This is a genomic window from Deltaproteobacteria bacterium (assembly GCA_016223005.1).
Classification (GTDB): Bacteria; Desulfobacterota; GWC2-55-46; order UBA9637; family GWC2-42-11; genus JACRPW01.
In genome coordinates, this window is record JACRPW010000009.1 from 1 (window position 1) to 25898 (window position 25898).

The window sequence follows — 25898 nt, forward strand, 5'->3', positions numbered from 1 at the left end:
CGGGAGATTCACGCACAACTTTTAAGAAACTCAAAGGTATTCTGCGGGTGTTCAACTAAATTCGGTGCAGAGCCAAATACTTTAGTGTGTCCTGTATGTCTTGGTATGCCAGGTGTCCTGCCTGTATTAAATAAGAGGGCTGTTGAATTTGCAGTAAAGATGTCATTGGCAACAGACTGCAAGATAAGCCCTAAAAGCATCTTTGCAAGAAAGAATTATTTTTACCCTGATTTACCAAAGGGGTATCAGATTTCCCAGTATGATGAACCACTTGCAAAACATGGCTGCATAGCAATTGAGGTGAATGGAAACAAAAAGCAGATTGGCATAACAAGGATACATATGGAAGAGGATGCAGGGAAACTCCTGCATGGGGAGACAGCAATTGATGCAAACTCAAGTTTTGTTGATTTAAACAGGGCAGGGGTGCCGCTTATTGAGATTGTGAGCGAACCTGACATCAGGGCACCGGAAGAGGCAGTAGAATACCTTAAGACGCTGCGGGACATCCTTGTCTATCTTGAGATATGCGATGGCAATATGGAGGAAGGTAGTTTCAGATGTGATGCCAATGTCTCAGTAAGACTTGAAGGTGAAAAAAGGCTTGGAACAAAAACAGAACTTAAAAACATAAATTCATTTAAGTTTGTGCAGAAGGCAATTGAATATGAAATAAAAAGACAGATTGAGGTGATTGAAGATGGCGGAAGGATTATACAGGAGACAAGACTTTTTGATTCTGATAAAGGGATAACAATTTCTATGAGGAGCAAGGAAGGGGCGCATGATTACAGATACTTCCCTGAACCTGACTTGCTGCCTTTGGAGATTGATGCAGCATGGATAGAAGAGATTAAACATAGTCTGCCTGAACTCCCTGCACAAAAGAGGGAAAGGTTTGTGAGAGTCTACGGCATACCCTTATATGATGCATGTGTTTTAACTGCAAGCAAACAACTGGCAAATTATTATGAAGAATCTGTTAAACTTTATGATAATCCAAAGACAGTGTCCAACTGGGTTATGGGCGAGTTATTAAGGCTGATAAAGGAAGATGGGAAAGACATAAATCAGCCGCGAACCTTTAGCCTTCAACCTTCAGCCTTTGCAAAACTCCTAAAAATGATTGATGATGGAACTATAAGCCAAAAGATTGCAAAAGAGGTCTTTGAAGATATGTATAGGATGGGCAAAACCCCTGATGTGATTGTAAAGGAAAAAGGGCTTACCCAGATTTCAGATGAGGGTGCGCTCCTAAAGATAATAGACAATATAATGGATAACAATCAGAAGGAATTGGCAGAATATAAGGCAGGTAAGGAAAAACTCTTTGGTTTTTTTGTGGGGCAGGTTATGAAGGCAACAAAGGGACAGGCAAATCCTGCCCTTGTAAATAGGTTATTAAAAGAAAGACTTGCAAGATAAACCCTAGTGGTATTCTTGACAATATTACACCTTCAGACTAAATTATCCTTAAATATCTCAAAGGGATTTAGATTCTATGCGTCTTGACAGATGGACAATAAAACTCCAAGAGGCTTTGCAGGCGGCACAGTCCGAGGCTTCTAAATTCCAGCATCAGGCAGTTGACACCCCCCACCTTCTCCTTTCTCTTATTCAGCAGGAAGGCGGGATTGCTGCGCCAATACTTCAGAGGATTGGCGTTAATATATCGCTTATAAAAAATCAGATTGAAGAGGTTCTTAAAAAAATCCCTAAGGTGTCAGGCGCGGGCGAGACATATATATCGCCCAATCTAAAAAATATCCTAGATAAGGCATTTGAAGAGGCAGGCAAACTCAAGGATGAATTTGTGTCAGCAGAGCATGCGCTTCTTGCTATGGCTGATGAAAAGGGGGAGGTTGGCACTATTCTAAAGGCGCAGGGCGTAAGCAAGGATGCGATTTTAAAGGCAATGACTTCCATAAGGGGAACCCAGCGTATAACAGACCAGTCTCCTGAAGAAAAATATCAGGCGCTGATGAAATACACAAGGGACTTGGTTGAACTTGCAAGGAAGGGAAAACTTGATCCTGTTATAGGAAGGGATGATGAAATCAGGCGTGTTGTTCAGGTGTTGTCAAGACGGACAAAAAATAATCCTGTCTTAATTGGTGAGGCAGGCGTTGGAAAGACAGCGATTGTTGAAGGCTTGGCGCAGAGGATTGTTTCAGGCGATGTGCCTGAGACTTTGAAAAATAAGCGTCTTCTTGCGCTTGATTTGGGCGCGCTCATTGCAGGTTCAAAATACAGGGGTGAATTTGAGGACAGGCTAAAGGCTGTTTTAAGGGAGATAGATGAGGCATCTGGCTCAGTAATATTATTCATTGATGAACTCCATACACTTGTCGGCGCTGGCGCTGCTGAAGGCGCAATGGATGCGTCAAATATGCTTAAACCTGCGCTTGCAAGGGGTGAGTTGCGGTGTGTTGGCGCAACAACGCTTGATGAATATAGAAAACACATTGAAAAGGATGCTGCACTTGAAAGAAGGTTTCAGCCCGTATATGTGGGCGAGCCGAATGTTGAGGATACAATCGCAATATTAAGGGGTTTAAAAGAAAAATACGAAATCCATCACGGTGTGAGGATTGCTGATTCTGCAATTGTCGCAGCAGCAACATTATCCCACCGCTATATTACAGACAGATTTCTGCCTGACAAGGCAATTGATTTGATAGATGAATCTGCTTCCCGGCTCCGCATTGAAATAGACAGCATGCCGACTGAGATAGATGAGATAGAAAGAAAGGTGATCCAACTTGAGGTTGAAAAACAGGCATTGAAAAAAGAGACTGACAAATCATCTTTAGAAAGGCTTGAAAAGATAGAAAAGGAACTTGCGAATCTAAAAGAGGAGAGCGGTGCGCTCAAGGCGCATTGGATTCAGGAAAAAGAGGCTATATCAAAAATAAGGGGAATAAAGGGTAAGATTGAGGAGACAAGGCAGAATGCCATTGACGCTGAGAGAAAAGGAGATTTAGGCAAGGCAGCGGAATTAAAATACGGCGTCCTGATACAACTGGAAAAGGATTTGCAAGGAGCGCAGAATAAACTTGCGGAACTTCAAAAGGAAAGCCGCATGTTAAAGGAAGAAGTGGATGAAGATGACATTGCAGAGGTTGTGTCAAAGTGGACAGGGATACCTGTTTCAAGGATGCTTGAGGCTGAAAAGGAAAAACTTCTTAAGATGGAGGCTCGGCTCTCAAGAAGGGTTATAGGGCAGGACGAGGCAATAAGGGTTATCTCAAATGCTGTGAGAAGGGCAAGGGCAGGACTTCAGGAGGCAACGAGACCAATAGGCTCATTCATATTTCTTGGTCCAACAGGCGTTGGCAAGACAGAGACAGCAAGGGCTTTGGCAGAGTTTTTGTTTGATGACGAGCAGGCAATGGTCAGGATTGACATGAGCGAATTTATGGAAAAGCATACTGTTTCAAGGCTCATAGGCGCGCCCCCCGGATATGTGGGATATGAAGAAGGAGGCTATCTGACAGAGGCTGTCCGCCGCCGTCCGTATTCAGTTTTGCTCTTTGACGAGATTGAAAAGGCGCATCAGGATGTGTTCAATATATTCCTGCAAATCCTCGATGACGGAAGATTAACAGATGGACAGGGAAGGACTGTAGATTTTAAAAATGCGGTTGTTATTATGACATCAAACATAGGCAGTCAATTCCTAACTGAACTCGGCGAAAAGGATTACAGCGAGATTAAAAGAAGGGTTATGGAAAATCTGAAACTTGAGTTCAAGCCTGAATTCTTAAACAGGATTGATGATATAATAATATTCCATCCGCTTTCAAGAGAGCATATAAAGGCAATAGTTGATATACAGATGGAGAAACTTAAAAAACTTCTGCAGGAAAAAAAGATTGAAATCAGCCTCACAGATGCGGCAAAGACTATCATTGCAAAACAGGGGTTTGACCCTGCCTATGGCGCAAGACCATTGAAAAGACTCATCCAGCAAAAGATTCAGGATGAACTTGCGACAAGGATTTTGGATGGCGAATTTGTTAGTGAAGATAAAATCATGGTTGACGCTAAAGGAGAGGAATTGGTATTTAAAAAGGCATAAGCCAAATCTCTCCTTTTTTTGCAACTACACAAAGAAAGAGATTTATTCTTTTGTGTAATTTCCACGGTTGCAATTTTTAATGGATGTACCACTATGAATAGTAAGGCAATTACATATAACCCTGCCATTGTAGATCCTGATATCCATGTTGATATTTATCGTCCAGAAAAGGCAGCAGGATTGGGTTTTTATAAGGCTGAAAGGATTAAACTTCATGATAAATGAGAAGGGGGTGTTAAAATGGACATCGTTGAAAGGGCTATAGAGGTTACAGCAACAATTGATGCTGATCAGCAACTTGTTCTAGGATAAATAGGGACGCATCCCAATAAACCAAATCTCTCCTATTGACAAAACCGCATCTGTGGAATAAATTATAAATGGCGGCACCGCAAAACTTAAAACAAAAGGAGGACAAACCTATGGCAATTGTAAAATGGGATCCATTCAAAGACTTAGTCTCAATTCAGGAAAGGATGAACCGTCTTTTTGACGAAACATTTGGGAAGGTGACAAGAGGTGAAGGAGAGGAACTGGCAAGGGGTGTGTGGTCGCCTGTTGTTGATATTTATGAAACAGATGATAACATTGTTATGAAGGCTGAACTCCCAGGTATAGACAAAAAGGATGTGTCAATTGAAGTCAAGGATAATATGCTGGTACTCAAGGGTGAACGTAGGTTTGAAAAAGAGGTAAAGGAAGATAACTACCACAGGATGGAAAGGTCTTACGGTTCATTCCAGAGGACATTCACACTGCCGAATATTGTTGAAAAAGACAATGTATCTGCAAAATATAAGGATGGTGTGCTGGAAATAACCCTGCCTAAATCAAAAGAGGCAAAACCAAAACAGATAAAGGTGGAGGTGGAGTAAAAATACAGACATCAGACTACAGACTTATAGACCACAGACAACAGACTTAATAGTTTTTTAGTCTTTAGTCTAGAGTCTTAAGTCTGTAGTTTTTAGCAACCTATGGAAGACAAAGGTTTTAAAGTCGTAGATAAAAGGCTCTACGGAACAGGAGAGGGCGCTTCTGCAGATGTAGGACAGGCATCTCGCCTATCAGAAGAACAAAACAAAGACACCCCTCAAAAAGAAGAACCTGCTTCTTCTAAAACACACCTCCCACCTGTAGATTTCTCAAATTTAGTTATATCATTATCCACTTATGTGCTTATACATTTAGGTGAAGTCCCAGACCCTGCTACAAGTAAACAGAGTAAGAATATAGAAATGGCACAGCACACTATAGATATTATTGAGATGCTGAAAGAAAAGACAAAAGGGAATCTTACAGAATCTGAAGGCAAACTCATAGACTCTGTGTTGTTTGATTTGCGGATGAGGTATGTAAATATTATCTCTGACAAAAAGACCTCCTGACGCCAACATCCTCCTGTCAATTTTATTAAATCTAGATTAAATTATATTAACCATATTGATTTTTTATTACAATCCATGTATCTTTAATATAAAAATAACTAAATCACATCTTCATAGGAGATGATATGAAAGATTACACCGATTATAAAGGCTGATTACACAGATTAAGACAAAATAGTAGTTTTTAATCTGTGTCCTCGTATTCCCAAAATCTGTGTAATCAATTCTTTCATAGGAGAAAAATATGTTTTCAAAAAGAAAAGGAAATGGGTTTGGTTTTGTAACGCTTTTCACAGCAGCGCTTGCGGCGCTAATCATTGGTGTGGCACTAACTGCAAAACTAGGCATTACACCTTCAACAGGGGCTGAAAATTTCTGGAAGGAAAACGGCAGCAAAAAGATAGAGGGCAGCCTCATAGGGATAAATTCCTTTGTAGAACTGGCAAAGGATTTAAGCCCTGTGGTTGTGAATATATCTACAACTCAGGTTGTAAAGGAGAGACCTTCTGTGCCATTCCCTGAATTCAAGAGTCCATTTGAAGATTTTTTTGGCGGTAATGACCCGTTCAAGTTTTTCGGTGAAACACCTGATAGGGAATTTAAGAGACAAAGTCTTGGTTCAGGCTTTATAATCAACAAAGAGGGCTATATCCTGACAAACAACCATGTTGTAGAAAATGCAGAAGAGATTCTTGTAACCCTCACCACAAAGAAGGAATATAAGGCAAAGGTTATAGGCACAGATGCACGATTAGATATTGCACTTATAAAGATAGATGTGGGCGAAGACCTGCCTGTTGGTGTGCTTGGGGATTCTGATAAACTCCAGATAGGTGAATGGGTTATGGCAATAGGCAATCCCTTTGGATTAGGTCATACAGTCACATCTGGCATAGTGAGTGCAAAAGGCAGGGTAATAGGTGCAGGGCCCTACGATAACTTTATCCAGACAGATGCATCAATAAACCCGGGAAACAGCGGTGGACCCCTATTCAATCTTAAAGGCGAGGTTATCGGAATAAACACAGCAATAATTGCAGGCGGACAGGGTATAGGCTTTGCCACACCAATAAATATGGCAAAAGATATACTAATACAGTTAAAGGAAAAGGGAAAGGTTACAAGGGGATGGATAGGCGTAGCCATACAAGAAGTAACACCCGAACTTGCCCAATCATTTGGTTTAAAGGATAGACAAGGCGCCTTGGTATCATCAGTAAATAAGGGCGACCCTGCAGACAAGTCAGGAATAAGAGCAGGTGATATAATAATTGAATTTGACGGTAAAGAAATAAAAGAGGTAAATGACCTGCCAAAAACTGTTGCAGCCACATCTTCAGGCAAAACTGTAAAGGTTAAGGTGATAAGGGATGGGAAGGAAAAGATTATTTTAGTGACAGTCGGCATAATGAAAGAAGAAGGTGAAACTTTTGCAAAAGAAGAAAAAGAGGAACCTACCCCTGAAAAACAGTTAGGTATAGCAGTTCAATCTCTAACCCCAGAACTTGCACGGAAATATGGTCTTAAAGAGGCAGCAGGCGTAATTATCTTGCAGGTAAAACCTGATAGTCCTGCAGCAACGGCAGGTATAAGAAGGGGCGATATTATAAAAGAGGTAAACCGTGTATCAGTAACAAACTTGCAGGACTATAAAGATGCCATGAAAAAGGCTGGAAAGGATAAGACAGTCTTATTCCTTATACAAAGAGGAAGCGGAACATTCTATGCAGCAATAAAGATGAAGGAGTAAAAGAGTTCAAGAGTTAAGGAGTTGAAGAGTTGAGAAGTTAAACTCCGTAACTCCATAACTCCATAACTCCTAAACTCATAAACTTAATGGGGCAAAATACAACTATTGTTGCTATAACAGGCGCAAGCGGCAGCATATACGGCTTAAGGCTGATAAGTGAACTGCTTGAGAAGATGGGAGAATGGGAACACTGGCAAGGATTGCATGTGGTGTATCTGGTAACCTTATTGAAAGGACAGCAGATGTTGTATTAAAGGAAAAGGGCAGACTGATTATTGTCCCAAGAGAAACACCGTTAAATGTGATACACCTTGAAAATATGCTTAAACTGTGTAAAATGGGTGCTCACATAATCCCTGCAATGCCTGCATTTTATCATAAACCAAAAAAGGTTGAAGATATGGTGGACTTTGTTGTCGGCAAAATACTTGACGCAATGGGGATAGAGAATAAACTTTATAAGAGATGGGGTAAAATATAGTTGCAAGATGCAAGTTGCAAGTTTTAAGTTTTTACTTGCAACTTGAAACTTATAACTTGAGACTGTTTTTCTATGCTTGATATAAAATTCATCAGGGAAAATATTGAAGAGGTTGAAAAGAGACTGGGGCTTCGCGGCACAGACATCAGTTTATCTGATTTTAAAAAACTGGATGAAGAGAGACGAAGACTGATAACAGAAACTGAAACCCTGAAACAGAAGAGCAACGAGGTTTCAAAGGAGATAGGAAAACTTAAAAAAGAGAATAAAGATGCATCAGAACTTTTAAGCCAGATGCAAGGTGTAAGCCAGCGGATAAAGGAACTTGATAATGAGATAAATGAAAGAGAAAACGCATTAAAAAATATCCTCCTTACAATACCTAATCTCCCTCACACATCTGTTCCTTTTGGAAAGTCATCTGATGACAATGTTGAAATCAAAAGATGGGGAAATATCCCATCGTTTTCATTTACTCCACGATACCACGGCGAAATAGGGGAAAAACTTAATATACTTGATTTTGAAAGGGGCGGAAAGATTGCAGGGGCAAGGTTCACCCTCTATAAAGGGGCAGGTGCGCTTCTTGAGAGGGCACTCATAAATTTTATGCTTGATATACACACAAAGGAGCATGGTTATATTGAAGTCCTTCCGCCCTTTATGGTAAATAGAGGATGCATGACTGGAACAGGTCAACTCCCTAAATTTGAGGATGACTTGTTTAAGATTGAGGGATGGGAGTATTTTTTAATCCCAACGGCAGAGGTTCCTGTTACAAATATATACAGGGATGAGATATTAAAGGAAGAAGAACTCCCCATTTATCATACTGCTTACACACCATGTTTCCGCAAGGAGGCAGGTTCACACGGCAAGGATGTTAAAGGACTCATAAGGCAGCACCAGTTCAATAAGGTAGAACTTGTTAAGTTCACAACACCTGAAACATCATACGAAGAACTGGAAAAACTTACCAACAATGCAGAAGAGGTTTTAAGAAGGATTGAACTGCCATACAGGGTTGTAACACTCTGCACAGGTGATATGGGCTTCAGTTCCGCAAAGACATATGATATAGAGGTGTGGCTGCCGAGCCAGAACAGATACAGAGAAATTTCATCCTGCAGCAACTTTGAGGACTTTCAGTCAAGACGGGCAAATATAAGATACAAACCAAAGGACAGCGGAAAGCCAAGATTTGTCCATACACTAAATGGTTCAGGGCTTGCGGTAGGCAGGACAGTTGTGGCAATACTGGAAAACTTTCAGCAGGAAGACGGCGGTGTTATAATTCCTGAGGCATTGAGACCGTACATGGGAGGGATGAAAAAAATACAGACATTAGACATAAGACACTAGACTAAAGGCTATAGAGTAAAAGAAGAAAGGTGTTAAGTAAGTCTATAGTCTGCGGTCTATAGTCTGAATTTAAATCTGATACTGGAGAGGTGGCCGAGTGGCTGAAGGCAGCTGCCTGCTAAGCAGTTGTAGGGATAAAACTCTACCGGGGGTTCGAATCCCCCCCTCTCCGCCATATTTGAAAAAGACGCGAGAAACGCAAGATTAGCGAGAATGGCGGGAAAGGGCTATTAGCCCCTTTTCTCGCATTTCTCGCCCATCTCGCATTTCTTATTTGGAGAGGTGGCCGAGCGGTTGAAGGCGGCGGTCTTGAAAACCGTTGTGGTGATGAGCCACCGGGGGTTCGAATCCCTCCCTCTCCGCCAATTTTTACAAATATGAGCCAAGTAGCAACATTATTTTCAAAAACTAAAATTGATTATTCGTGGTCTTTTTCTGATAAAACTAAAAAAGACACTGCTTATATTACCCACGGATACCACCGCTACCCTGCGAACTTTGCGTCAGGAAGACTGGCAAATAGAGACAAGAGGAGATGGCTATCATAGATTAAACTTTATTCAAATGATGCACGGCAGATTCCATCAGATGATAACTCTATGGTCTTTTGCTTTGGCAGAGATTAGAAAAATATTTTGAGCCAATGGATATTGTTTGTTTAACTAGGCATAATCAAACCTCAAACACAAGGGTTTGGCATAATAGGGCAAGGCAATTTAATTTTTATTTGAGAGGTTTTAAGTATTTATTTATAATGAGGCAGCCAAAGCAAAAATCCTAACCCAATCAATCACCCAATTTGAGGCCCCCGCCGCCCGAAAAAACGCTCTCGGGTTTCCGGCAGGCAGGCAAAAAGGGTTTACACCTTCTTTGTATTTTGCTAATATCTATTCACAATGTTTCAAACACTTCTTAAAACATCAACCCAGTTGACACCAATGATTAGGCAGTATCTTGAAATAAAAGATACCTGCAGGGATGCTATACTATTTTTCAGACTAGGTGATTTTTATGAGATGTTTTTTGATGATGCTAAGACCGCATCCATGATATTAGGGCTTACATTGACCACGAGAGATAAAAATGATCCTGATGCACCCCCCATGTGCGGTATACCATATCATGCCGTAAATAATTACATTGCGAAACTCATAAAAGAAGGCTTCAAGGTTGCAATATGCGACCAGGTTGAAGATTTGGGGACAGATTTGAAATCTGTCCCCACAGCAAAGGGGATTGTTAAAAGGAAAATCACAAGGATTATAACACCTGGTACCGTCTTTGACGATGGACTCCTTGATGCAAAGGTAAACAACTTTGCTGCATCAATTATTTTTGGACAAAGGGGTTATGGTTTTGCATATCTTGATGCAACAACAGGAGATTTTAATATTACTGAATTTGCTGATGTCAAAAGACTTGTAGAAGAGATTAAAAAGATAAATCCTAAAGAGGTTATCCTGCTGGAAGGCACTGCAAATCATCCTGATATAAACCACTGTATTGGTGAAAATAGGATAACTTTTGTAAATTATCGCATTGATTATGAAAGGGCGGCATCAAAACTCCTTGAACATTTTGGTGTTTTATCCCTTGATGGGTTTGGCTGCTCGTCTGTGAGAGATGCAGTAACAGCAGCAGCGCTCCTTCTTCAATATGTAAAGGATACTCAAAAGGCAGGGCTTAATCATATTAAAAAAATATCACCGTATTACCCTGACCAGTTTATGGTGATAGATTCTACAACAAAGAAGAATCTGGAACTTACAGAAAATATGCGGGACGGCTCAAGAAAGTGGACGCTCCTTGAACTTATGGATAAGACGCATACTGCTATGGGTGCAAGAAAATTGAGGATGTGGATGGATTATCCACTTATTGATGTCCTTGAAATCAATAAAAGGCTTGATGCTGTTCAGGAACTTGTTTGCAGCAGGACAGCAAGAGAGGAGATTCAGGGACTACTTGTCAATGTGTATGATATGGAAAGGCTTGCGGGCAGGATGACCCTTTCAATTGCCGCTCCAAGAGATATGACCGCATTAAAGGTATCTCTTCTGCATGTGCCTTTAATCAAGGTCATACTTTCCGGGTTTAATTCATCGCTTTTAAAGGGGATATACCTTACCCTTGATGGTGTGGAAGAGGTAGTTAATCTGATAGGCAGTGCCATTGCTGATAATCCGCCAAATACCTTAAAAGATTTAGGTGTTATAAGGCAGGGATAGCAAATCATATATAGCAAGACTTGAGTCAGAAGAGAGGATAAGGACAGGGATAAATTCCTTAAAGGTTAGATTTAATAATGTCTTTGGATATTATATTGAGATAACAAAGGCAAACCTTTCGCAGATTCCCCCTGATTATATAAGAAAACAGACCCTTGCCAATGCAGAAAGGTTTATCACTGCGCAGCTTAAAGAACTTGAAACAAAAATCCTGAATGCTGAAGAAAGGATGGCTTCTCTGGAGTATGATTTGTTACATAAAGCAAGAGAGGTAGTAGTAGTATATATTGACAGGATTCAACAGACCTCTAATCTGCTTGCAGGATTGGATGTTCTGGTGTCTTTTGCACAAATGGCAGATGAGTTCAATTATACAAGACCTATACTAACTAGTGACAACATGATAAGTATAAGTGGAGGCAGACATCCTGTTATAGAGTCATCGGGTGGTCAGCGGTTTGTTCCCAATGATGTTTATCTGGACGGAGAATGCAACCAGATTCTTATTGTTACTGGTCCGAATATGGCTGGCAAGTCAACATATTTACGGCAGATAGCACTCATTATAATAATGGCACAGATGGGGTCATTTGTTCCTGCTGAAGAATCAACAATTAGTATTATTGATAAGGTATTTACAAGGGTTGGCGCATCTGACGATATAGCCAGAGGGCATTCAACATTTATGGTTGAAATGACAGAAACAGCCAATATATTAAATAATGCCACACATAGAAGCCTTATTATAATGGATGAGATAGGCAGAGGGACAAGCACTTATGATGGGTTAAGTATTGCATGGGCTACTGCTGAATATATCCACGACACACCATCTATCAGGGCAAAGACACTGTTTGCAACACACTACCATGAACTGACTGACCTTTCTTTAACAAAGGAGCGGGTTAAAAATTACAATATTGCAGTCAAGGAATGGAATGACAGGGTCATATTTTTGAGAAAGGTTGTCCCAGGCGGGGCAAACAGGAGTTATGGAATACAGGTAGCAAAACTTGCTGGATTTCCAGAGGAGATTATATTAAGGGCAAAAGAGATACTAAAGAATCTTGAAAAAGGGGAACTGGATGATGTGGGTATGCCCCGACTTGCATCATCTAAAAACAAGGCTCAGCAAAAAGGACAGTTAAGCCTTCTTGCAGAGAAGGACCCTGTTAAAGAGGCATTAAAAGAAGTGGATGTGAACACCCTTACCCCTGTTGATGCTATTGTGTTGTTAAATAAACTGAAGGAGATGCTGGAGCAATAATTTACAATGAAGGTCAAAATCCAGAAACCAAAATCCGGGAGTGTTTACCTTGCACTGTGTCTGATATTTTCCTTTCTTGTGTTTGCATCACAATTGTATGCAGAGCCATTAAATCAGGAATCTATGGTTAATAGTTCAAGGCAAGGCAAATACGCAGAGGTTATAGATATAAGACACTGGTCAAACCCAGCATATACAAGGGTTGTTATCCACCTTACAGGAGAAGTTCAGTATGAATCAAGGCTGCTAAAAGAAGATCCATCCATTCAAAAACCAAAGAGATTTTTAATAGACTTAAAAAATAGTGTTTTAAGTCCTAATCTGAAAGAAGTGGCGATAAATGACGGCCTCTTAAAGATGGCAAGGGCAGGGCAGAATACAAAAGATACTGTCAGGGTTGTCCTTGATATAGAATCAATAGAAGATTATAAGATATTTCAGATGGAAGATCCCTTCAGGATTGTTATAGATGTCATGGGCAAGGGACATGCCAAACTTGAGACAAAACAGCATCCTCAAAAAGATGAAAGACCAATAGCCCAGAAACAATCAGGGATAAAGATAGTCTTGGATGCCGGGCACGGCGGGCATGACCCTGGTGCCGTCGGGAAAAACAGGCTTCAGGAAAAGGATGTCGCATTAAAGATAATAAAGGCACTTAAAGAAAATCTTGAAGGAGGTTTGCATAGTGATGTTATATTAACAAGGGATGATGATGTCTTTATTTCTCTTGAAGAAAGGACTGCGATAGCAAATACAAAAAATGCTGATATATTTGTGTCTGTGCATGTAAATGCAAGTTTTAACAGAGAGGCAAGTGGTGTTGAAACATATTATCTGGATTTGACAAATGATGAGGTTGCAATGCGGGTTGCAGCAAGGGAAAATGCAGTGTCAACAAAAAAGATGAGCGACTTGCAGTATATCTTGAATGACCTTATGAAGACAGCAAAGAGTAACGAATCCAGCAAACTTGCATTAAATATTCACGGGGCTTTAGTATCAACGCTTAAATACAAATACAGTGATGTAAAAAGTAATGGTGTAAAAGGCGCACCATTTTATGTGCTTGTAGGAACCCATATGCCAAGTATTCTTCTTGAGGTATCTTATATAAGCAATTTAAGAGAAGAGGCAAGACTTAGAGATGATGCGTATATCAAAGAGATAGTAAGGGGTATAACAGCAGGAATAAAAGATTATCTTAAAGAAATGGGGACAGGGGGTCTTTAGCCTGTCTATAGGAAATCATCCTTCAATTCAAAATATCAATTTGACATATCTAGATTATCTATAATATCTTATCCAAGACAAAATATAGAAAGGGGGAGACTCATGTTCAAAAAGACTATGTTTTTTCTTGCACTAGTCCTTCTTATCCCTGCTGCATCCTATGCAAATGAAAGGGAGGGGGTCGTTACATTTGAGATAGAGGTCAACGCACCTGAAAACTCAAGGGATGTTCGGCTTTGGGTGCCGTATCCTCAGTCAGACAGCGAGCAGACCATAAGTGATATAAAGATTGACGGCAACTTTACATCCAGCGGTGTATATACGCAGAAAGAGGCAGGGGACACGGCATTTTATGCAGAGTGGAAAGTACCAACAAAGACAAAATACCTTACAATGACATTTAAGGCAAAGGCGATTGAGAGAATAAAAAAGAGTTTTCCACAGAATGAAACTGCCCCTCCCCTTGAAGTAAAAGCCTTTTCTGAAGGGAGTGAATTTATCCCTACAGACGGAAAGATTAAGGAGATAGCATCAGGCATTACAAAGGATGCTGATAGTATCCTCAAAAAGGCGGAACTAATCTATGACTGGGTTATTGCAAATACATACAGAGACCCTAATGTCATAGGCTGCGGGATTGGCAGTGTGGAAAGGATACTGGCAGAAAAAGGCGGTAAGTGCGCTGACATAAGCGGCGTGTATGTTGCTCTGGCAAGGGCGGCAGGGGTTCCGGCAAGAGAGGTGTGGGGGTTAAGACTTGGGAAAAACCCAATTGAGGATATTACAGGCGGGCAGCACTGCTGGGCAGAGGTTTATCTCCCTGAGTATGGGTGGTTTCCACTTGACCCTGCTGATGTGAGAAAGGCTATGCTGGTAGAAAAACTTGAGATGGATAATCCAAAGACAAAGGAATACCGCAATTACTACTTTGGTGCTGTTGATGAATACAGGATTGTGCTTTCAAGGGGGACAAAGGGTTATAATTTGAATCCTCCGCAGAAGGGCGGCACCATAGCATACGGTTTTATGTATCCGTATGCTGAGATTGACGGCAAACCAGTAGACTGGCTTGCAGGACAAAAGGAATTAAAATATAAGATTACATTTCTATCTCTTTCCTCATCATAGCGATTGTTTTTTTATAGTCTTTGCTTCCAAATATCGCAGAGCCGGCAACAAATACATCTGCCCCTGCCCTTGAAACCTCACCTATATTTTCAATCTTTATTCCGCCGTCAACCTCAAGTTCAATCTTTAGTTCCCTTTCATCAATCATCCTTCTAACCTTTTTTATTTTGGATAGTGTTGACTTAATAAACCCCTGACCGCTGAAACCCGGGTTTACACTCATAATCAAGATGAGGTCTACATCTTCAATAATATGTTCCAGTGCCTGAAGAGGGGTTGCCGGATTTAAGGAAACCCCTGCCTTTTTGCCAGACTCTTTTATTTGCTGTAAAGCCCTGTGTAAATGTCTGCATGCCTCTAGATGGATTGTTATTATATCGCTTCCTGCCCTTGCAAAATCAGTTATAAACTTGTTAGGGGCATCAATCATCAGATGCACATCCAGAGGGAGTTTAGCAGCCCTTTTTACAGCCTCTACAATAAATGGTCCTATAGTAATATTTGGCACAAAGTGTCCGTCCATTACATCTATATGGATGTAGTCTGCACCCGCGTTTTCCACCTCTTTGATTTCCTGTCCGAGTTTTGTGAAATCAGCGGATAATACAGATGGTGCTATCTTCTTCATCTCTGGTAGTCTCCTTATAGTGTAAATACTTGCAGAGGTTTAATAATACCCAAATTCTTTTAACGTCCTCTTGTCTTCAGTCCATCCTTCCTGAACCCTGACAAATAATTTTAAAAAAACCCTTGCACCCAATAACCCTTCTATATCAATTCTTGCCCTTGTTCCGATTTCTTTTAACATACTTCCGTTTTTGCCTATGAGTATGCCCTTCTGGGAGTTTCTTTCTACATTTATTGCTGCCCTGATGGTAACAAGATTTTTTTGTAGGTCTTCTTTAAATTCCTCTACATAAACAGCAGTAGAATATGGAATCTCTTCTTTTGTAAGTTCAAATATCTTCTCCCTTATAATTTCTGCAGTGATAAACCTTTCAGGCAGGTCTGTCACCATATCATCAGGGAAATATTTTGGTCCCTCCGGAAGTAAACTTACCACGATATTAAGCAGTCTGTCTATACCGTCACTGCCTCTGCATGAGATTGGAACAATCTCTATGAATTTATAAAGCCTCTCAAATTCTGTAATCAAGGGCAAGAGGGTGTCCTTTTTGACAAGGTCAACCTTATTTATACAAAGAATGACAGGGGATTTGACAGTCTTCAGATTATCAATGATATATCTTTCTCTGTTGTCTATTTGTCTAGTTGCCTCAACCATATAGATAATTACATCCACATCTTTTAGTGCAGACAGTGACTGTTTAACCATCATAAGATTCAACTTTTTTTTTGTCCTGTGAATGCCGGGTGTATCAAGAAAGATAATCTGGGAATCTTTAAGATTTTTTATGCCTGTGATTTTATTCCTTGTTGTCTGTGGTTTTGAGGAAATAATAGCAATCTTTTCACCAAGTATAGTGTTTAGCAGTGTGGATTTGCCAACATTTGGGCTGCCAATTATTGATACGAAACCAGATTTGAAAGACATATATTTTTATCCTTGCATTAAACTCTAATTTTTCCATATCAGAACTAATTTTTTCCCCTCATCAGCGGAAACCCCATCTCTTCCCTGCCTTTTAGATAAAGATGGGCGCACTGCCTTGCAAGGTGTCTTACCCTTGCTATGAACCTTGTCCTCTCTGCAACGCTTATCGCTCCCCGTGCATCAAGGAGATTAAATGTATGAGAGCATTTAAGACAATAGTCATAAGCAGGGAGTGCTAATCTCTTTTCAATCAGGCGCAAAGCCTCTTTCTCATACATATCAAAGAGATTAAACAACATCTGGCAGTCTGCTTCTAAGAAATTGTAATTTGAATATTCAACCTCGCCCTTAAAATGAACATCGCGGTATTTGATGCCCTTTGTCCATTCCAAATCAAACACATTATCAACGCCCTGAAGATACATTGTAATCCTTTCAAGACCATATGTGATTTCTCCTGAAACAGGTTTTAGATTTATGCCGCCAGCCTGCTGAAAATATGTGAACTGTGTGATTTCCATGCCGTCAAGCCAGACCTCCCAGCCAAGCCCCCATGCGCCTAATGTTGGAGATTCCCAGTCATCCTCAACAAATCTAATGTCATGCTCAAGCGGATTTATGCCGAGTGTTTTCAAACTTTTAAGATATATATCCTGAATATCGTCTGGCGATGGTTTTAATATAACCTGAAACTGATAATAATGCTGGAGTCTATTTGGGTTTTCTCCGTATCTGCCATCAGTAGGCCTTCTTGATGGCTCAACATACGCCGCCTTCCAAGGCTCTGGTCCAAGAACCCTTAAAAAAGTCGCGGGGTTGAATGTTCCTGCGCCCTTTTCCATGTCATAAGGCTGCTGTATGATACAACCATAATCCCCCCAGAATTTTTGCAGGGAAAGAATTACATCCTGAAAATATATCTTCTTCATTGCGTATCCTTTATTGCATAGTATAAAAGATGGGCTTAATTTTCAATCTAAATCTTGTGCAGACCGCCGAGTTCTTTTATTAAATTATGCCGGGCATTAAATAAAGGTGATAGGTATCGCTTAATATGATTTCGGAGCAAAAAGCAGCTGCAGATGCAATTCTTGACCGTCTTGTGCATAATGCCTATAAGATTATCCTTAAGAGAGAATCAATGAGAAAGGAGAAAAAACCTTGACTTAATATAGGGAGATAAGATGTAATTAAAAAAACCAGCGTCGCAAGGCTCCGACAGGGTGGCCGACTTCCTTCGGAATAGGTGGCCGATTTCAGTGGAATAGGCAGTTCTTCATAAGGAGGAGACTTTATGGCAGTATGGAAATGTAAGAAATGTGGTTTTATAAAAGAAGGGAGGTGCAAGCCGAAAAAATGTGAAAAGTGTGGTGCAAAGGATGTATTTGAAAAGGCAGAAGGAAGCAGTTCAAAGTGCGGTTCAAAATGCTAATAATTTTAACAAGGAGGTGTTTAACATGAGTGAAGCGTCAGTTCAAAAACCCGCGCCTGATTTTTCAGCACAGGCAGTTATGCCTGACGGGACATTTAAAAATATCAGCCTTTCTGATTATAAAGGCAAATATGTGGTTCTATTCTTTTATCCGCTGGATTTTACATTTGTCTGTCCAACAGAGATTATTGCATTTAGTGATAGTCTAAAGGCATTCAAGGAAAGGAATGCAGAGGTCATCGGTGTATCAGTTGACAGCCATTTTTCCCACTTTGCATGGAGAGAAGTGCCGCGCGAGAAAGGCGGTATAGGTGCAATAGAATATCCATTGGTTTCTGATCTGGATAAGTCTATATGCAGGGATTATGGCGTCCTTCTGGAAAAGCCCGGGATTGCCCTCCGCGGACTTTTTGTAATTGATAAAGAGGGTATCGTAAGGCATATCACGATAAATGACCTTCCGCTTGGCAGGAATGTTGAAGAGGCGCTGCGGATAATAGAAGGATTGCAGTTCAATGAAAAGTACGGCGAGGTCTGCCCTGCAAACTGGAAAAAGGGTGAAAAGGGTATGAAACCCACAAAAGAAGGACTAGATAAATATTCAAGTGAAAAATATAAATAGGTAAACCACTTATCACTGTTTTGCCCCGCACCATGGCTTTATGATGCGGGGGTGAACATTCTCCACTCTCCATGACGAATTTTTACTAATCTGTCATTGTATTCTGGTTAAACATACATGCCAGCAAGTTGGCACAAAGGAGAATGAAAGTATTATCATAGTTACAGCGGCTGCCTGCCCCGCCTGCCGAGAAGCGAAAAACTCAAAGATAAAAACTAATGTACCTTTGTTTTACACTTTTCGCCTATCGTTTTTAACTAAAAATAGATGGTTTGCCAGCAGGACAGTCAGCCGCTACGGTGCATTTTCGGAGCAAATACACAGGGTAAAAAATATAGGGTAAAAAATATATAGACAATTGATGCCATGCATTATAAGATAAATATTCAAAAAACATAAGGTAGTAAAAACTGTCTAATAAAATTTACAGGAGGTAAATATGATATTAGGTATTGGCACAGGGACCTTGATTTTACTGGCTTTAATAATATTTATACTGATTAATGCAATAAAGATATTAAGTGAATATGAAAGGGGTGTTGTATTCTTTCTTGGAAGGTATCAAAGGGTAAAGGGTCCTGGACTTGTCATTATAATCCCGGGTATTCAAAAGATGGTAACTATTAGTTTAAGAACAATAACGATGGATGTCCCGCCGCAGGATGTTATCACAAGGGATAATGTAACGGTAAAGGTAAATGCGGTAGTCTATTTCAGGGTTGTATTCCCTGAAAAGGCAGTAATATCAGTTGAGAATTATCTTTATGCAACAAGCCAACTTGCACAGACAACACTCAGAAGTGTATGCGGACAGGCTGAACTTGATGAACTCCTCGCATCCAGAGAAAAGATAAACAAACAACTTCAGGAGATTCTGGACAAACAGACAGACCCGTGGGGCGTCAAGGTTAGTATGGTTGAATTAAAGGGAATAGACCTGCCTGATGAGATGAAAAGGGCAATGGCAAAACAGGCAGAGGCAGAAAGGGAAAAGAGGGCAAAATTACTTCATGCAGAGGGTGAATTTAATGCAGCACAAAAGATACTGGATGCAGCAAATCTTGTAAGCCAAAATCCAGCGGCACTGCAGCTCCGTTATCTCCAGACCCTGACAGAGATTGCCACGGAAAAGAACTCAACTATCATATTCCCGCTGCCAATAGATTTGATTAAAATGTTTATGCAGGATAAAAAATAAGCAGTCTTCAAGATATGCAGGGCTGAAGCCATGCATAATCATAACAAAGAATCTATTTAACAACAAGTGACAGCAGCAACCTTTCTTTTAATACTTACAGCATACCTTATAGGCTCAATACCTGCAGGTGTTTTAGTTGCAAGGCTATATGGTGCGCCTGACCCAAGGACTATGGGCAGCGGCAATATCGGTGCCACAAATGTGGGAAGGACGGCAGGCAAGGGCGCAGGCATTGCCACGCTTATCATTGACATACTTAAAGGTGCTGTGCCTGTAATTATTGCAGAATATTTTTTTGGCGGTTCCGTAATAATTATAAGTTTGACAGCATTTGCAGCGTTTTTTGGGCACATCTTCCCGATATTCCTTGGCTTCAAGGGCGGCAAAGGTGTTGCTACGGCTCTAGGGATTTATTTAAGCATATCGCCGCTTCAAGCAATCATATCCCTGATAATATTTATCCTCATAGTATTCGTTACACGATATGTTTCGCTTGGCTCCATGACTTCTTCTTTTGCCATTATAATAATCTTCCTGCTCTCACCATCATTAAAACAATATGTTTTACTGTCAATCGGGATATGCCTTTTTATAATTATAAGTCATAGAGAAAATATTAAAAGGCTCTTAAACGGCACAGAGAACAAAATCGGTCAAAAGATTTAACACATCTAACAAACTATATCTTGACATATTTATTTGAAATTGATAATAAATATCAATATGCACGGACATGGAAAGAAACGGCTTAAAGACAACTATTCAAAAACCCTCCTTCTTGTCGGCAATCCCAATGTCGGTAAAAGCGTAATCTTTGGCATACTCACAGGCAAGTATGTAACTGTATCCAATTACCCGGGCACAACAGTAGAGGTTACACAAGGTGCTGCCGTAGTGCATGGCGAAAGATACGGTGTTATTGACACGCCCGGTGTAAATAGCCTTGTCCCGCAGTCAGATGATGAGAGGGTTACAAGGGACATTCTGTTAAACCAAAAGGCAGATGCAATCGTTCAGGTATGCGATGCCAAGAATATGAGGAGGTCGCTCCTCATTGCCCTTCAGATTGCAGAGGCTGGTCTTTCCTTTTCCATTGCCCTGAATATGTCTGATGAGGCAAGGGCAAGGGGTATTGAGATAGACCATAAAAGGTTGATAGGAATACTCGGTATTGATGTAATCCCTACTATTGCAACCCAGAAAAAAGGCATAGATATAATCCTCAAGGGTGTTCCGCATCAGGTAAAATCCCATTTTTCCTTTTCATACAGGCAGTCTATAGAAAATGGCATAAAAGAGATTGAAAAATTCCTGCCAGATGCAAATATATCAAAGAGGTCAATTGCAATCATGCTCCTGTCCGGGGATGAAACCCTTGATACATGGCTCGGTAAAAACCTTTCAGAAGAGATAGCAACAAGGATTGAAGAGATAAGGTCGGGAATACAGTCAAAGTTTACAGAACCTCTCAACTATATAATCAATATAGAAAGGCTTAAGGTTGTGGATGGGATATTGGCAGAGGTTGTTTCATCAGAGGCAGGGGCAAAAAAAGGTAGTTTTGCAGCATTTTTAAGCATGGTATCAATGCACCCTGTATGGGGCATACCTGTCCTTTTTGCCGTCCTTTATCTGATGTATAAATTTGTGGGCGAATTTGGCGCAGGCGCAAGTGTTAATTTTTTTGAAAAGGTTATATTCGGTGAATATTTAAATCCATGGGCAACAAGGGTAATAACTACTCTTGTCCCTGTCAGGATAGTTCAGGATCTTTTAGTAGGACCATATGGTATGATAACAATGGCACTCACCTATGCCATTGCAATAATCCTTCCAATAGTTGGATATTTCTTTTTGTTCTTCGGCATACTGGAAGATTCGGGTTATCTTCCAAGACTTGCTGTTATGGTAGATAAGGTATTTAAGATAATGGGGCTTAACGGCAAGGCAGTCCTGCCAATGGTTTTAGGGCTTGGATGCGATACAATGGCGACAATGACAGCAAGAATCCTCGAGACAAAAAAGGACAGGATAATAGTAACCCTTCTTCTTGCGCTTGGCGTGCCGTGTTCAGCCCAACTCGGTGTTATCCTCGGGATGCTGGGCGCATTATCGTTTAAGGCAACCATTGTGTGGGGTGGGGTGGTTGTTTTTGTTATGCTGTTTGTGGGCTTTCTTGCATCAAGGATTATAACAGGAGAGCCGTCAGATTTTCTCCTTGAGATACCGCCGATAAGGCTGCCGCAAATCAAAAATATAATCGTCAAAACCCTTGTCCGAATTGAATGGTATCTGAAAGAGGCAGTGCCCCTTTTTATATTAGGCACATTTGTACTGTTCCTGATGGATAAACTTAAATTATTGAAAGTTATTGAACATATTACATCGCCTGTAATTGAGACATTCCTCGGACTCCCTGCAAAGGCAACAGAGGCATTTATAGTCGGCTTTTTGAGGAGGGACTATGGTGCAGCAGGGCTTCTTGCAATGCAAAAGAACGGACTCCTTGAGCCTACGCAGGTTGTTGTGAGTCTTATAACAATAACCCTTTTTATACCGTGCATTGCAAATTTCCTTATGATTGCAAAGGAGAGGGGGATGAAGGCAGCCGTGTGGATGTCTGCGTTTATCTTTCCATTTGCAATATTTGTTGGCGGTGTGGTTAATTTTATCTTGAGGTTTTTTGATGTAAGATTCTAAAAATATCTGTGTTAATGTGTAACTCAAACCTTTAGGTTTGAGGATAATCAAGGCTAAAGCCTTGAGTTACACTACAGGAGACATACATGGAAAATGAAAATGTTGTAGAGGAAATCCTTGAGTTTATATGGACGCAAAGGGAGCATGGAGACAGCAGCATATCTAATCTTTTAAAGGTAGAAGAAATAATTGATGCAAAAGGTGGTATTGATACACTAAAAAAGATGGAAAAGGACAGCATCGTAAGTATTACAGAAGACAGGATTACACTAACAGGAAAGGGGGAAAAGCTTGCAGAGACTATTATAAGAAGACACAGACTCGCAGAAAGGCTTTTATCAGAGGTTCTTGAGATTGATGAGGGCTTAATAGAAAAAAATGCCTGTAGTTTTGAGCATTCACTCTCACCCCTTGTAACAGACTCTATCTGCACCCTTCTCGGACATCCGCCGACCTGTCCACATGGGCTTCCAATACCCCGGGGGGAGTGCTGTAAAAAGTTTAAGGCAGAGATAAAGCCTCTTGCCCAGCCTTTAAAGGAATTGGGTATTGGTGAAAGCGGCAGGATTGTATTTATAACCCCAGCCTCTCATTCAAGACTGGATAAACTTGGGTCTCTTGGCATTGTTCCTGGAAGCATTATCAAACTCCATCAGAAAAAGCCGTCCTTTGTAATAGAAATAGGCGAAACAATGCTAGCACTTGATAGTGAGATTGCAAAAGAAATATATGTAAAAAAGTGGTAGCCTTCAGCCTATCTTGAGGCAGTTTCTATCAAACCATAATCCCCATCTTTTCGCTTATAAAGCACATTAATATTATCTGTGTGTGTATCTGCAAATACAACAAACTTGTTACTCATGGTGACTATCTGCTCTACAGCCTCATCCAGTGTCATCGGTTTTACAGAAGACCTGTTTTCTATTATTATCTTTGGTTGGGATTCTGCAGATTCGCTCTTACTTGTTTTTAATTTTCCTGAAGTTGCAGCAGACAATGTCTTGTGTCCTTTAAGTTTCTCCTTATATTTTCTCATCTGTTTTTCAACCTTACTCATGACAAGGTCAATTGCAGCATACATATCTTCAGTTTGCTCTTCTCCCTTGATTGCGATGCCGTTGGCAGTGATTGTAATGGCTGCGATATGTCTGAATTTTTCAACAGATAATACCCAGTGAACCTCTATTGGCTCTGTTAAATATTTTACAACCCTTTCTGATTTCTGAACAGCATATCGTCTGATCGCATCTGATGATTCTATGTGTCTGAATGTTACTGTTGTGTGCATTTGTTTCCTCCTTTATTTGTAAATTTCCTTCTTAATTTTGACTTTTGATTTTTTAATTTATTTTTAAAACCTCTGCCTTCTCTCGCTGGATGATGGTATCTTTATTGCCTCGCGATATTTTGCAACAGTCCTCCTTGCAATATCAATACCCCCTGTCCTTAAATACCTTACTATCTTTTGGTCAGAGAGTGGTTTTTTGGGGTCCTCTCCTCCTATAAGTTTTTTTATTCGCTCCTTTATGCCTTCTGACGCAATGTCAGACCCATCCTCTTTTTTTATACCAGAACTGAAAAAGTATTTAAGTTCAAGTATACCATGCGGCGTATGCGCATATTTATTTGTTGTTACCCTGCTTACGGTTGATTCGTGCATACCTATATCATGTGCCACATCCCTTAACACAAGCGGTTTGAGATAATCTATGCCTTTATCCAAAAACTCCCTCTGAAATTTTACAATGCTTTCTGCAACCCGGTGTATTGTTCTTTGCCGCTGCTGTATGCTTTTTATAAGCCATACAGCAGAGCAGAGTCTTTCCTTTATATAGGACTTAACTCCTTCAGATGCAGTGCCGCCATTTGCCAGCATTTCCCGATAATATGGGCTTATCTTTAGTCTCGGCATCCCATCCTCATTTAAAGACACAACATAGTCATCACCAATCTTTTGTATATATATATCCGGCATAATTACACAACTTTCATCAGCGCAAACTGCCCTGCCCGGTCTCGGTTCCATGTGAGAGATAATCCTTACAGCATTTACAACCTTAAAGATGGGGATGTCCAGTGCCTTTGCTATACCTTTATAATCCCTTTTTCCCAGTAAACAGAAGCAGTTGTTGATTATATTCTCCACGACCTTGTCCCTTTTAGGCAGAAGCCTTGCCTGAATAAGCAGACACTCCCTTACATCCCTTGCACCAATACCAACCGGGTCAAACTCCTGAACCCTTTTTAAAACAGATTCCACATCGTCTTTACTGACACCTAGTTCATTGGCAATCTCCTCCAGATTAGTTACCTGTAAATAACCATCATCATCAATATTGCCTATTATGAATGTGCCGATTCTTACTTCATCAGGTGTAAACAATGACAGATGCAGCTGCCAGAGGAGATGATTTGTTAATGTGGGCTTTTCAGCAAGGGTTGAACCAAATGGAAGTTCATCTTCATCATTGCGGATATGCCTTCTGTCCATTCTATCGGTATTATGATAATCTTCAAGATATGACTGCCAGTCTATATCATTTTTCTTATCAGACTTTTCGTTTGGGGGAGTTAGAGAAACTGCAGGTGTCTCTTCCAATATTGTTTCTGTTTCTGCTGCATCTTCAAGAACAGGGTTTTGTTCCATTTCCTTCTGTAACTGTTCATCAAGTTCCAGTCTGGACAACTGCAACAGTTTAATAGCCATCTGCAGCTGCGGTGTCATTACCAGCTGCTGAGATAATCTTAAATCTTGTCTTATATCTGCAGCCATAACTAGACCCGGAACCCCTCTCCCAGATATGCCTTCCTGACCTCTTTGTCTTTCAGTATCTCTGATGGACAGCCTGATTTCAATATCTTTCCTTCATTTATAATATAAACATCATCGCATATATCCAGGGTCTCCCTTACATTGTGGTCAGTAAGAAGGACACCGATGCCGGTATCCCTTAAATTTTTAATCATATCCTGTATATCTTTGACTGCAATAGGGTCTATTCCTGCGAATGGTTCATCAAGGAGGATAAATGCAGGTGAATTGACGAGCGCCCTTGCTACCTCCACCCTTCTCCTTTCACCGCCTGAAAGGGCGTAAGCCTTTGTTGTTTTAATATGGCTTATCTTGAAATAGTTCATAAGGTTTTTTAGCCTTAAATTTTCTTCATCCTTAGGCAGATTCAAAAATTCAAGCACAGCCCGTATATTTTCTTCAACACTCAACTTCCTGAATACAGATGGTTCTTGAGGCAGATAACTTATACCGCGTCTTGCCCTCATATACATCGGCAGTTCAGTGATGTCATCATTGTCTATATTGACCTTGCCTGAATCAGGGGATATGAGTCCGACAATCATATAAAATATTGTTGTCTTGCCTGCCCCGTTTGGGCCAAGAAGTCCTGCTATCCTGCCTGACCTTACTTCCAGACTAACATCATCAACCACCATCCTTTTTTTAAAGGACTTTGCAA

21 protein-coding genes, 2 tRNA genes and 1 pseudogene are annotated in these 25898 nt (G+C 40.5%); 18 read left to right on the forward strand and 6 right to left on the reverse strand.

Features of this window, described 5'->3' with window-relative positions; all coding sequences use genetic code 11:
- The 12 genes and pseudogenes from gatB to HZC45_01035 all read left to right on the forward strand — a co-directional run.
- A partial coding sequence (gene gatB / locus HZC45_00980; protein ID MBI5681742.1) for an Asp-tRNA(Asn)/Glu-tRNA(Gln) amidotransferase subunit GatB occupies positions 1 to 1425 on the forward strand: 1425 nt, incomplete at its 5' end.
- A 76-nt stretch (positions 1426 to 1501) separates the two neighbouring features.
- A complete protein-coding gene (clpB, locus tag HZC45_00985) occupies positions 1502 to 4081 on the forward strand; it encodes an ATP-dependent chaperone ClpB (protein ID MBI5681743.1) in 2580 nt (859 codons plus the stop codon).
- 422 nt (positions 4082 to 4503) lie between these two features.
- The gene (locus HZC45_00990; protein ID MBI5681744.1) at positions 4504 to 4956 is read left to right on the forward strand and encodes an Hsp20/alpha crystallin family protein; all 453 of its coding nucleotides are present in this window, start codon (positions 4504 to 4506) and stop codon (positions 4954 to 4956) included.
- A gap of 102 nt (positions 4957 to 5058) precedes the next feature.
- The gene (locus HZC45_00995) at positions 5059 to 5469 is read left to right on the forward strand and encodes a DUF1844 domain-containing protein (GenBank protein MBI5681745.1); all 411 of its coding nucleotides are present in this window, start codon (positions 5059 to 5061) and stop codon (positions 5467 to 5469) included.
- 244 nt (positions 5470 to 5713) lie between these two features.
- Positions 5714 to 7219 (forward strand): DegQ family serine endoprotease, encoded by a 1506-nt coding sequence (locus HZC45_01000; protein MBI5681746.1) that lies wholly within the window; start codon positions 5714 to 5716, stop codon positions 7217 to 7219.
- A 181-nt stretch (positions 7220 to 7400) separates the two neighbouring features.
- Entirely contained in the window at positions 7401 to 7700 is a 300-nt protein-coding gene (locus HZC45_01005) for a UbiX family flavin prenyltransferase (GenBank protein ID MBI5681747.1), read from the forward strand.
- Between the two features lie 72 nt (positions 7701 to 7772).
- On the forward strand, positions 7773 to 9062 hold the full coding sequence (gene serS, locus HZC45_01010) for a serine--tRNA ligase (protein MBI5681748.1): 1290 nt from the start codon (positions 7773 to 7775) through the stop codon (positions 9060 to 9062).
- A gap of 83 nt (positions 9063 to 9145) precedes the next feature.
- Positions 9146 to 9237, forward strand: a tRNA-Ser gene (locus HZC45_01015).
- Positions 9238 to 9338: 101 nt separating this feature from the next.
- Positions 9339 to 9427 (forward strand) — tRNA-Ser (locus HZC45_01020).
- Between the two features lie 531 nt (positions 9428 to 9958).
- A pseudogene (gene mutS, locus HZC45_01025) lies at positions 9959 to 12557 on the forward strand (DNA mismatch repair protein MutS).
- A gap of 6 nt (positions 12558 to 12563) precedes the next feature.
- The gene (locus HZC45_01030) at positions 12564 to 13790 is read left to right on the forward strand and encodes an N-acetylmuramoyl-L-alanine amidase (GenBank protein MBI5681749.1); all 1227 of its coding nucleotides are present in this window, start codon (positions 12564 to 12566) and stop codon (positions 13788 to 13790) included.
- Positions 13791 to 13892: 102 nt separating this feature from the next.
- The gene (locus HZC45_01035; GenBank protein MBI5681750.1) at positions 13893 to 14918 is read left to right on the forward strand and encodes a transglutaminase domain-containing protein; all 1026 of its coding nucleotides are present in this window, start codon (positions 13893 to 13895) and stop codon (positions 14916 to 14918) included.
- Here the strand turns inward: HZC45_01035 and HZC45_01040 are convergent.
- Genes HZC45_01040 through glyQ form a run of 3 tightly spaced genes read right to left on the reverse strand, consistent with a single transcriptional unit; the run spans position 14890 to position 17402 of the window.
- A complete protein-coding gene (locus tag HZC45_01040; protein ID MBI5681751.1) occupies positions 14890 to 15546 on the reverse strand; it encodes a ribulose-phosphate 3-epimerase in 657 nt (218 codons plus the stop codon). The genes HZC45_01035 and HZC45_01040 overlap by 29 nt on opposite strands.
- 39 nt (positions 15547 to 15585) lie before the next feature.
- Positions 15586 to 16473 (reverse strand): GTPase Era, encoded by an 888-nt coding sequence (gene era / locus HZC45_01045; protein ID MBI5681752.1) that lies wholly within the window; start codon positions 16471 to 16473, stop codon positions 15586 to 15588.
- A gap of 44 nt (positions 16474 to 16517) precedes the next feature.
- Positions 16518 to 17402, reverse strand: a complete 885-nt coding sequence (glyQ, locus tag HZC45_01050) for a glycine--tRNA ligase subunit alpha (GenBank protein ID MBI5681753.1) — start codon at positions 17400 to 17402, stop codon at positions 16518 to 16520.
- Between the two features lie 365 nt (positions 17403 to 17767).
- Here glyQ and HZC45_01055 point away from each other — a divergent pair, with 365 nt between their 5' ends.
- The 6 genes from HZC45_01055 to HZC45_01080 all read left to right on the forward strand — a co-directional run bounded on the left by HZC45_01055 (position 17768) and on the right by HZC45_01080 (position 23171).
- On the forward strand, positions 17768 to 17905 hold the full coding sequence (locus HZC45_01055; GenBank protein MBI5681754.1) for a rubredoxin: 138 nt from the start codon (positions 17768 to 17770) through the stop codon (positions 17903 to 17905).
- Positions 17906 to 17930: 25 nt separating this feature from the next.
- A complete protein-coding gene (locus HZC45_01060; GenBank protein ID MBI5681755.1) occupies positions 17931 to 18527 on the forward strand; it encodes a peroxiredoxin in 597 nt (198 codons plus the stop codon).
- 439 nt (positions 18528 to 18966) lie between these two features.
- Positions 18967 to 19725: a slipin family protein gene (locus HZC45_01065; protein ID MBI5681756.1), complete on the forward strand. Its 759-nt coding sequence runs from the start codon at positions 18967 to 18969 to the stop codon at positions 19723 to 19725.
- Positions 19726 to 19791: 66 nt separating this feature from the next.
- A complete protein-coding gene (gene plsY / locus HZC45_01070) occupies positions 19792 to 20391 on the forward strand; it encodes a glycerol-3-phosphate 1-O-acyltransferase PlsY (GenBank protein ID MBI5681757.1) in 600 nt (199 codons plus the stop codon).
- A 33-nt stretch (positions 20392 to 20424) separates the two neighbouring features.
- Complete coding sequence (gene feoB / locus HZC45_01075) at positions 20425 to 22425, forward strand: ferrous iron transport protein B (GenBank protein ID MBI5681758.1); 2001 nt, start codon at positions 20425 to 20427, stop codon at positions 22423 to 22425.
- An 86-nt stretch (positions 22426 to 22511) separates the two neighbouring features.
- Complete coding sequence (locus tag HZC45_01080; protein ID MBI5681759.1) at positions 22512 to 23171, forward strand: FeoA domain-containing protein; 660 nt, start codon at positions 22512 to 22514, stop codon at positions 23169 to 23171.
- An 8-nt stretch (positions 23172 to 23179) separates the two neighbouring features.
- Here the strand turns inward: HZC45_01080 and raiA are convergent, their stop codons facing one another.
- From raiA to lptB, 3 genes are all read right to left on the reverse strand, one after another.
- A complete protein-coding gene (gene raiA / locus HZC45_01085) occupies positions 23180 to 23713 on the reverse strand; it encodes a ribosome-associated translation inhibitor RaiA (GenBank protein MBI5681760.1) in 534 nt (177 codons plus the stop codon).
- Positions 23714 to 23776: 63 nt separating this feature from the next.
- Positions 23777 to 25198, reverse strand: coding sequence for an RNA polymerase factor sigma-54 (gene rpoN, locus HZC45_01090; GenBank protein ID MBI5681761.1), 1422 nt, complete (start codon positions 25196 to 25198; stop codon positions 23777 to 23779).
- A 2-nt stretch (positions 25199 to 25200) separates the two neighbouring features.
- On the reverse strand, positions 25201 to 25898 hold a 698-nt coding region (gene lptB, locus HZC45_01095; protein MBI5681762.1), incomplete at its 5' end, for an LPS export ABC transporter ATP-binding protein.

What these genes read in the sequence shown, in the direction of transcription:
- clpB (MBI5681743.1), top strand. Translation starts at nt 1,502, where the DNA reads ATGCGTCTTGACAGATGGACAATAAAACTCCAAGAGGCTTTGCAGGCG.
- HZC45_00990 (MBI5681744.1), top strand. Translation starts at nt 4,504, where the DNA reads ATGGCAATTGTAAAATGGGATCCATTCAAAGACTTAGTCTCAATTCAG.
- HZC45_00995 (MBI5681745.1), top strand. Translation starts at nt 5,059, where the DNA reads ATGGAAGACAAAGGTTTTAAAGTCGTAGATAAAAGGCTCTACGGAACA.
- HZC45_01000 (MBI5681746.1), top strand. Translation starts at nt 5,714, where the DNA reads ATGTTTTCAAAAAGAAAAGGAAATGGGTTTGGTTTTGTAACGCTTTTC.
- HZC45_01005 (MBI5681747.1), top strand. Translation starts at nt 7,401, where the DNA reads ATGGGAACACTGGCAAGGATTGCATGTGGTGTATCTGGTAACCTTATT.
- serS (MBI5681748.1), top strand. Translation starts at nt 7,773, where the DNA reads ATGCTTGATATAAAATTCATCAGGGAAAATATTGAAGAGGTTGAAAAG.
- HZC45_01030 (MBI5681749.1), top strand. Translation starts at nt 12,564, where the DNA reads ATGAAGGTCAAAATCCAGAAACCAAAATCCGGGAGTGTTTACCTTGCA.
- HZC45_01035 (MBI5681750.1), top strand. Translation starts at nt 13,893, where the DNA reads ATGTTCAAAAAGACTATGTTTTTTCTTGCACTAGTCCTTCTTATCCCT.
- HZC45_01040 (MBI5681751.1), bottom strand. Translation starts at nt 15,546, where the DNA reads ATGAAGAAGATAGCACCATCTGTATTATCCGCTGATTTCACAAAACTC.
- era (MBI5681752.1), bottom strand. Translation starts at nt 16,473, where the DNA reads ATGTCTTTCAAATCTGGTTTCGTATCAATAATTGGCAGCCCAAATGTT.
- glyQ (MBI5681753.1), bottom strand. Translation starts at nt 17,402, where the DNA reads ATGAAGAAGATATATTTTCAGGATGTAATTCTTTCCCTGCAAAAATTC.
- HZC45_01055 (MBI5681754.1), top strand. Translation starts at nt 17,768, where the DNA reads ATGGCAGTATGGAAATGTAAGAAATGTGGTTTTATAAAAGAAGGGAGG.
- HZC45_01060 (MBI5681755.1), top strand. Translation starts at nt 17,931, where the DNA reads ATGAGTGAAGCGTCAGTTCAAAAACCCGCGCCTGATTTTTCAGCACAG.
- HZC45_01065 (MBI5681756.1), top strand. Translation starts at nt 18,967, where the DNA reads ATGATATTAGGTATTGGCACAGGGACCTTGATTTTACTGGCTTTAATA.
- HZC45_01080 (MBI5681759.1), top strand. Translation starts at nt 22,512, where the DNA reads ATGGAAAATGAAAATGTTGTAGAGGAAATCCTTGAGTTTATATGGACG.
- raiA (MBI5681760.1), bottom strand. Translation starts at nt 23,713, where the DNA reads ATGCACACAACAGTAACATTCAGACACATAGAATCATCAGATGCGATC.
- rpoN (MBI5681761.1), bottom strand. Translation starts at nt 25,198, where the DNA reads ATGGCTGCAGATATAAGACAAGATTTAAGATTATCTCAGCAGCTGGTA.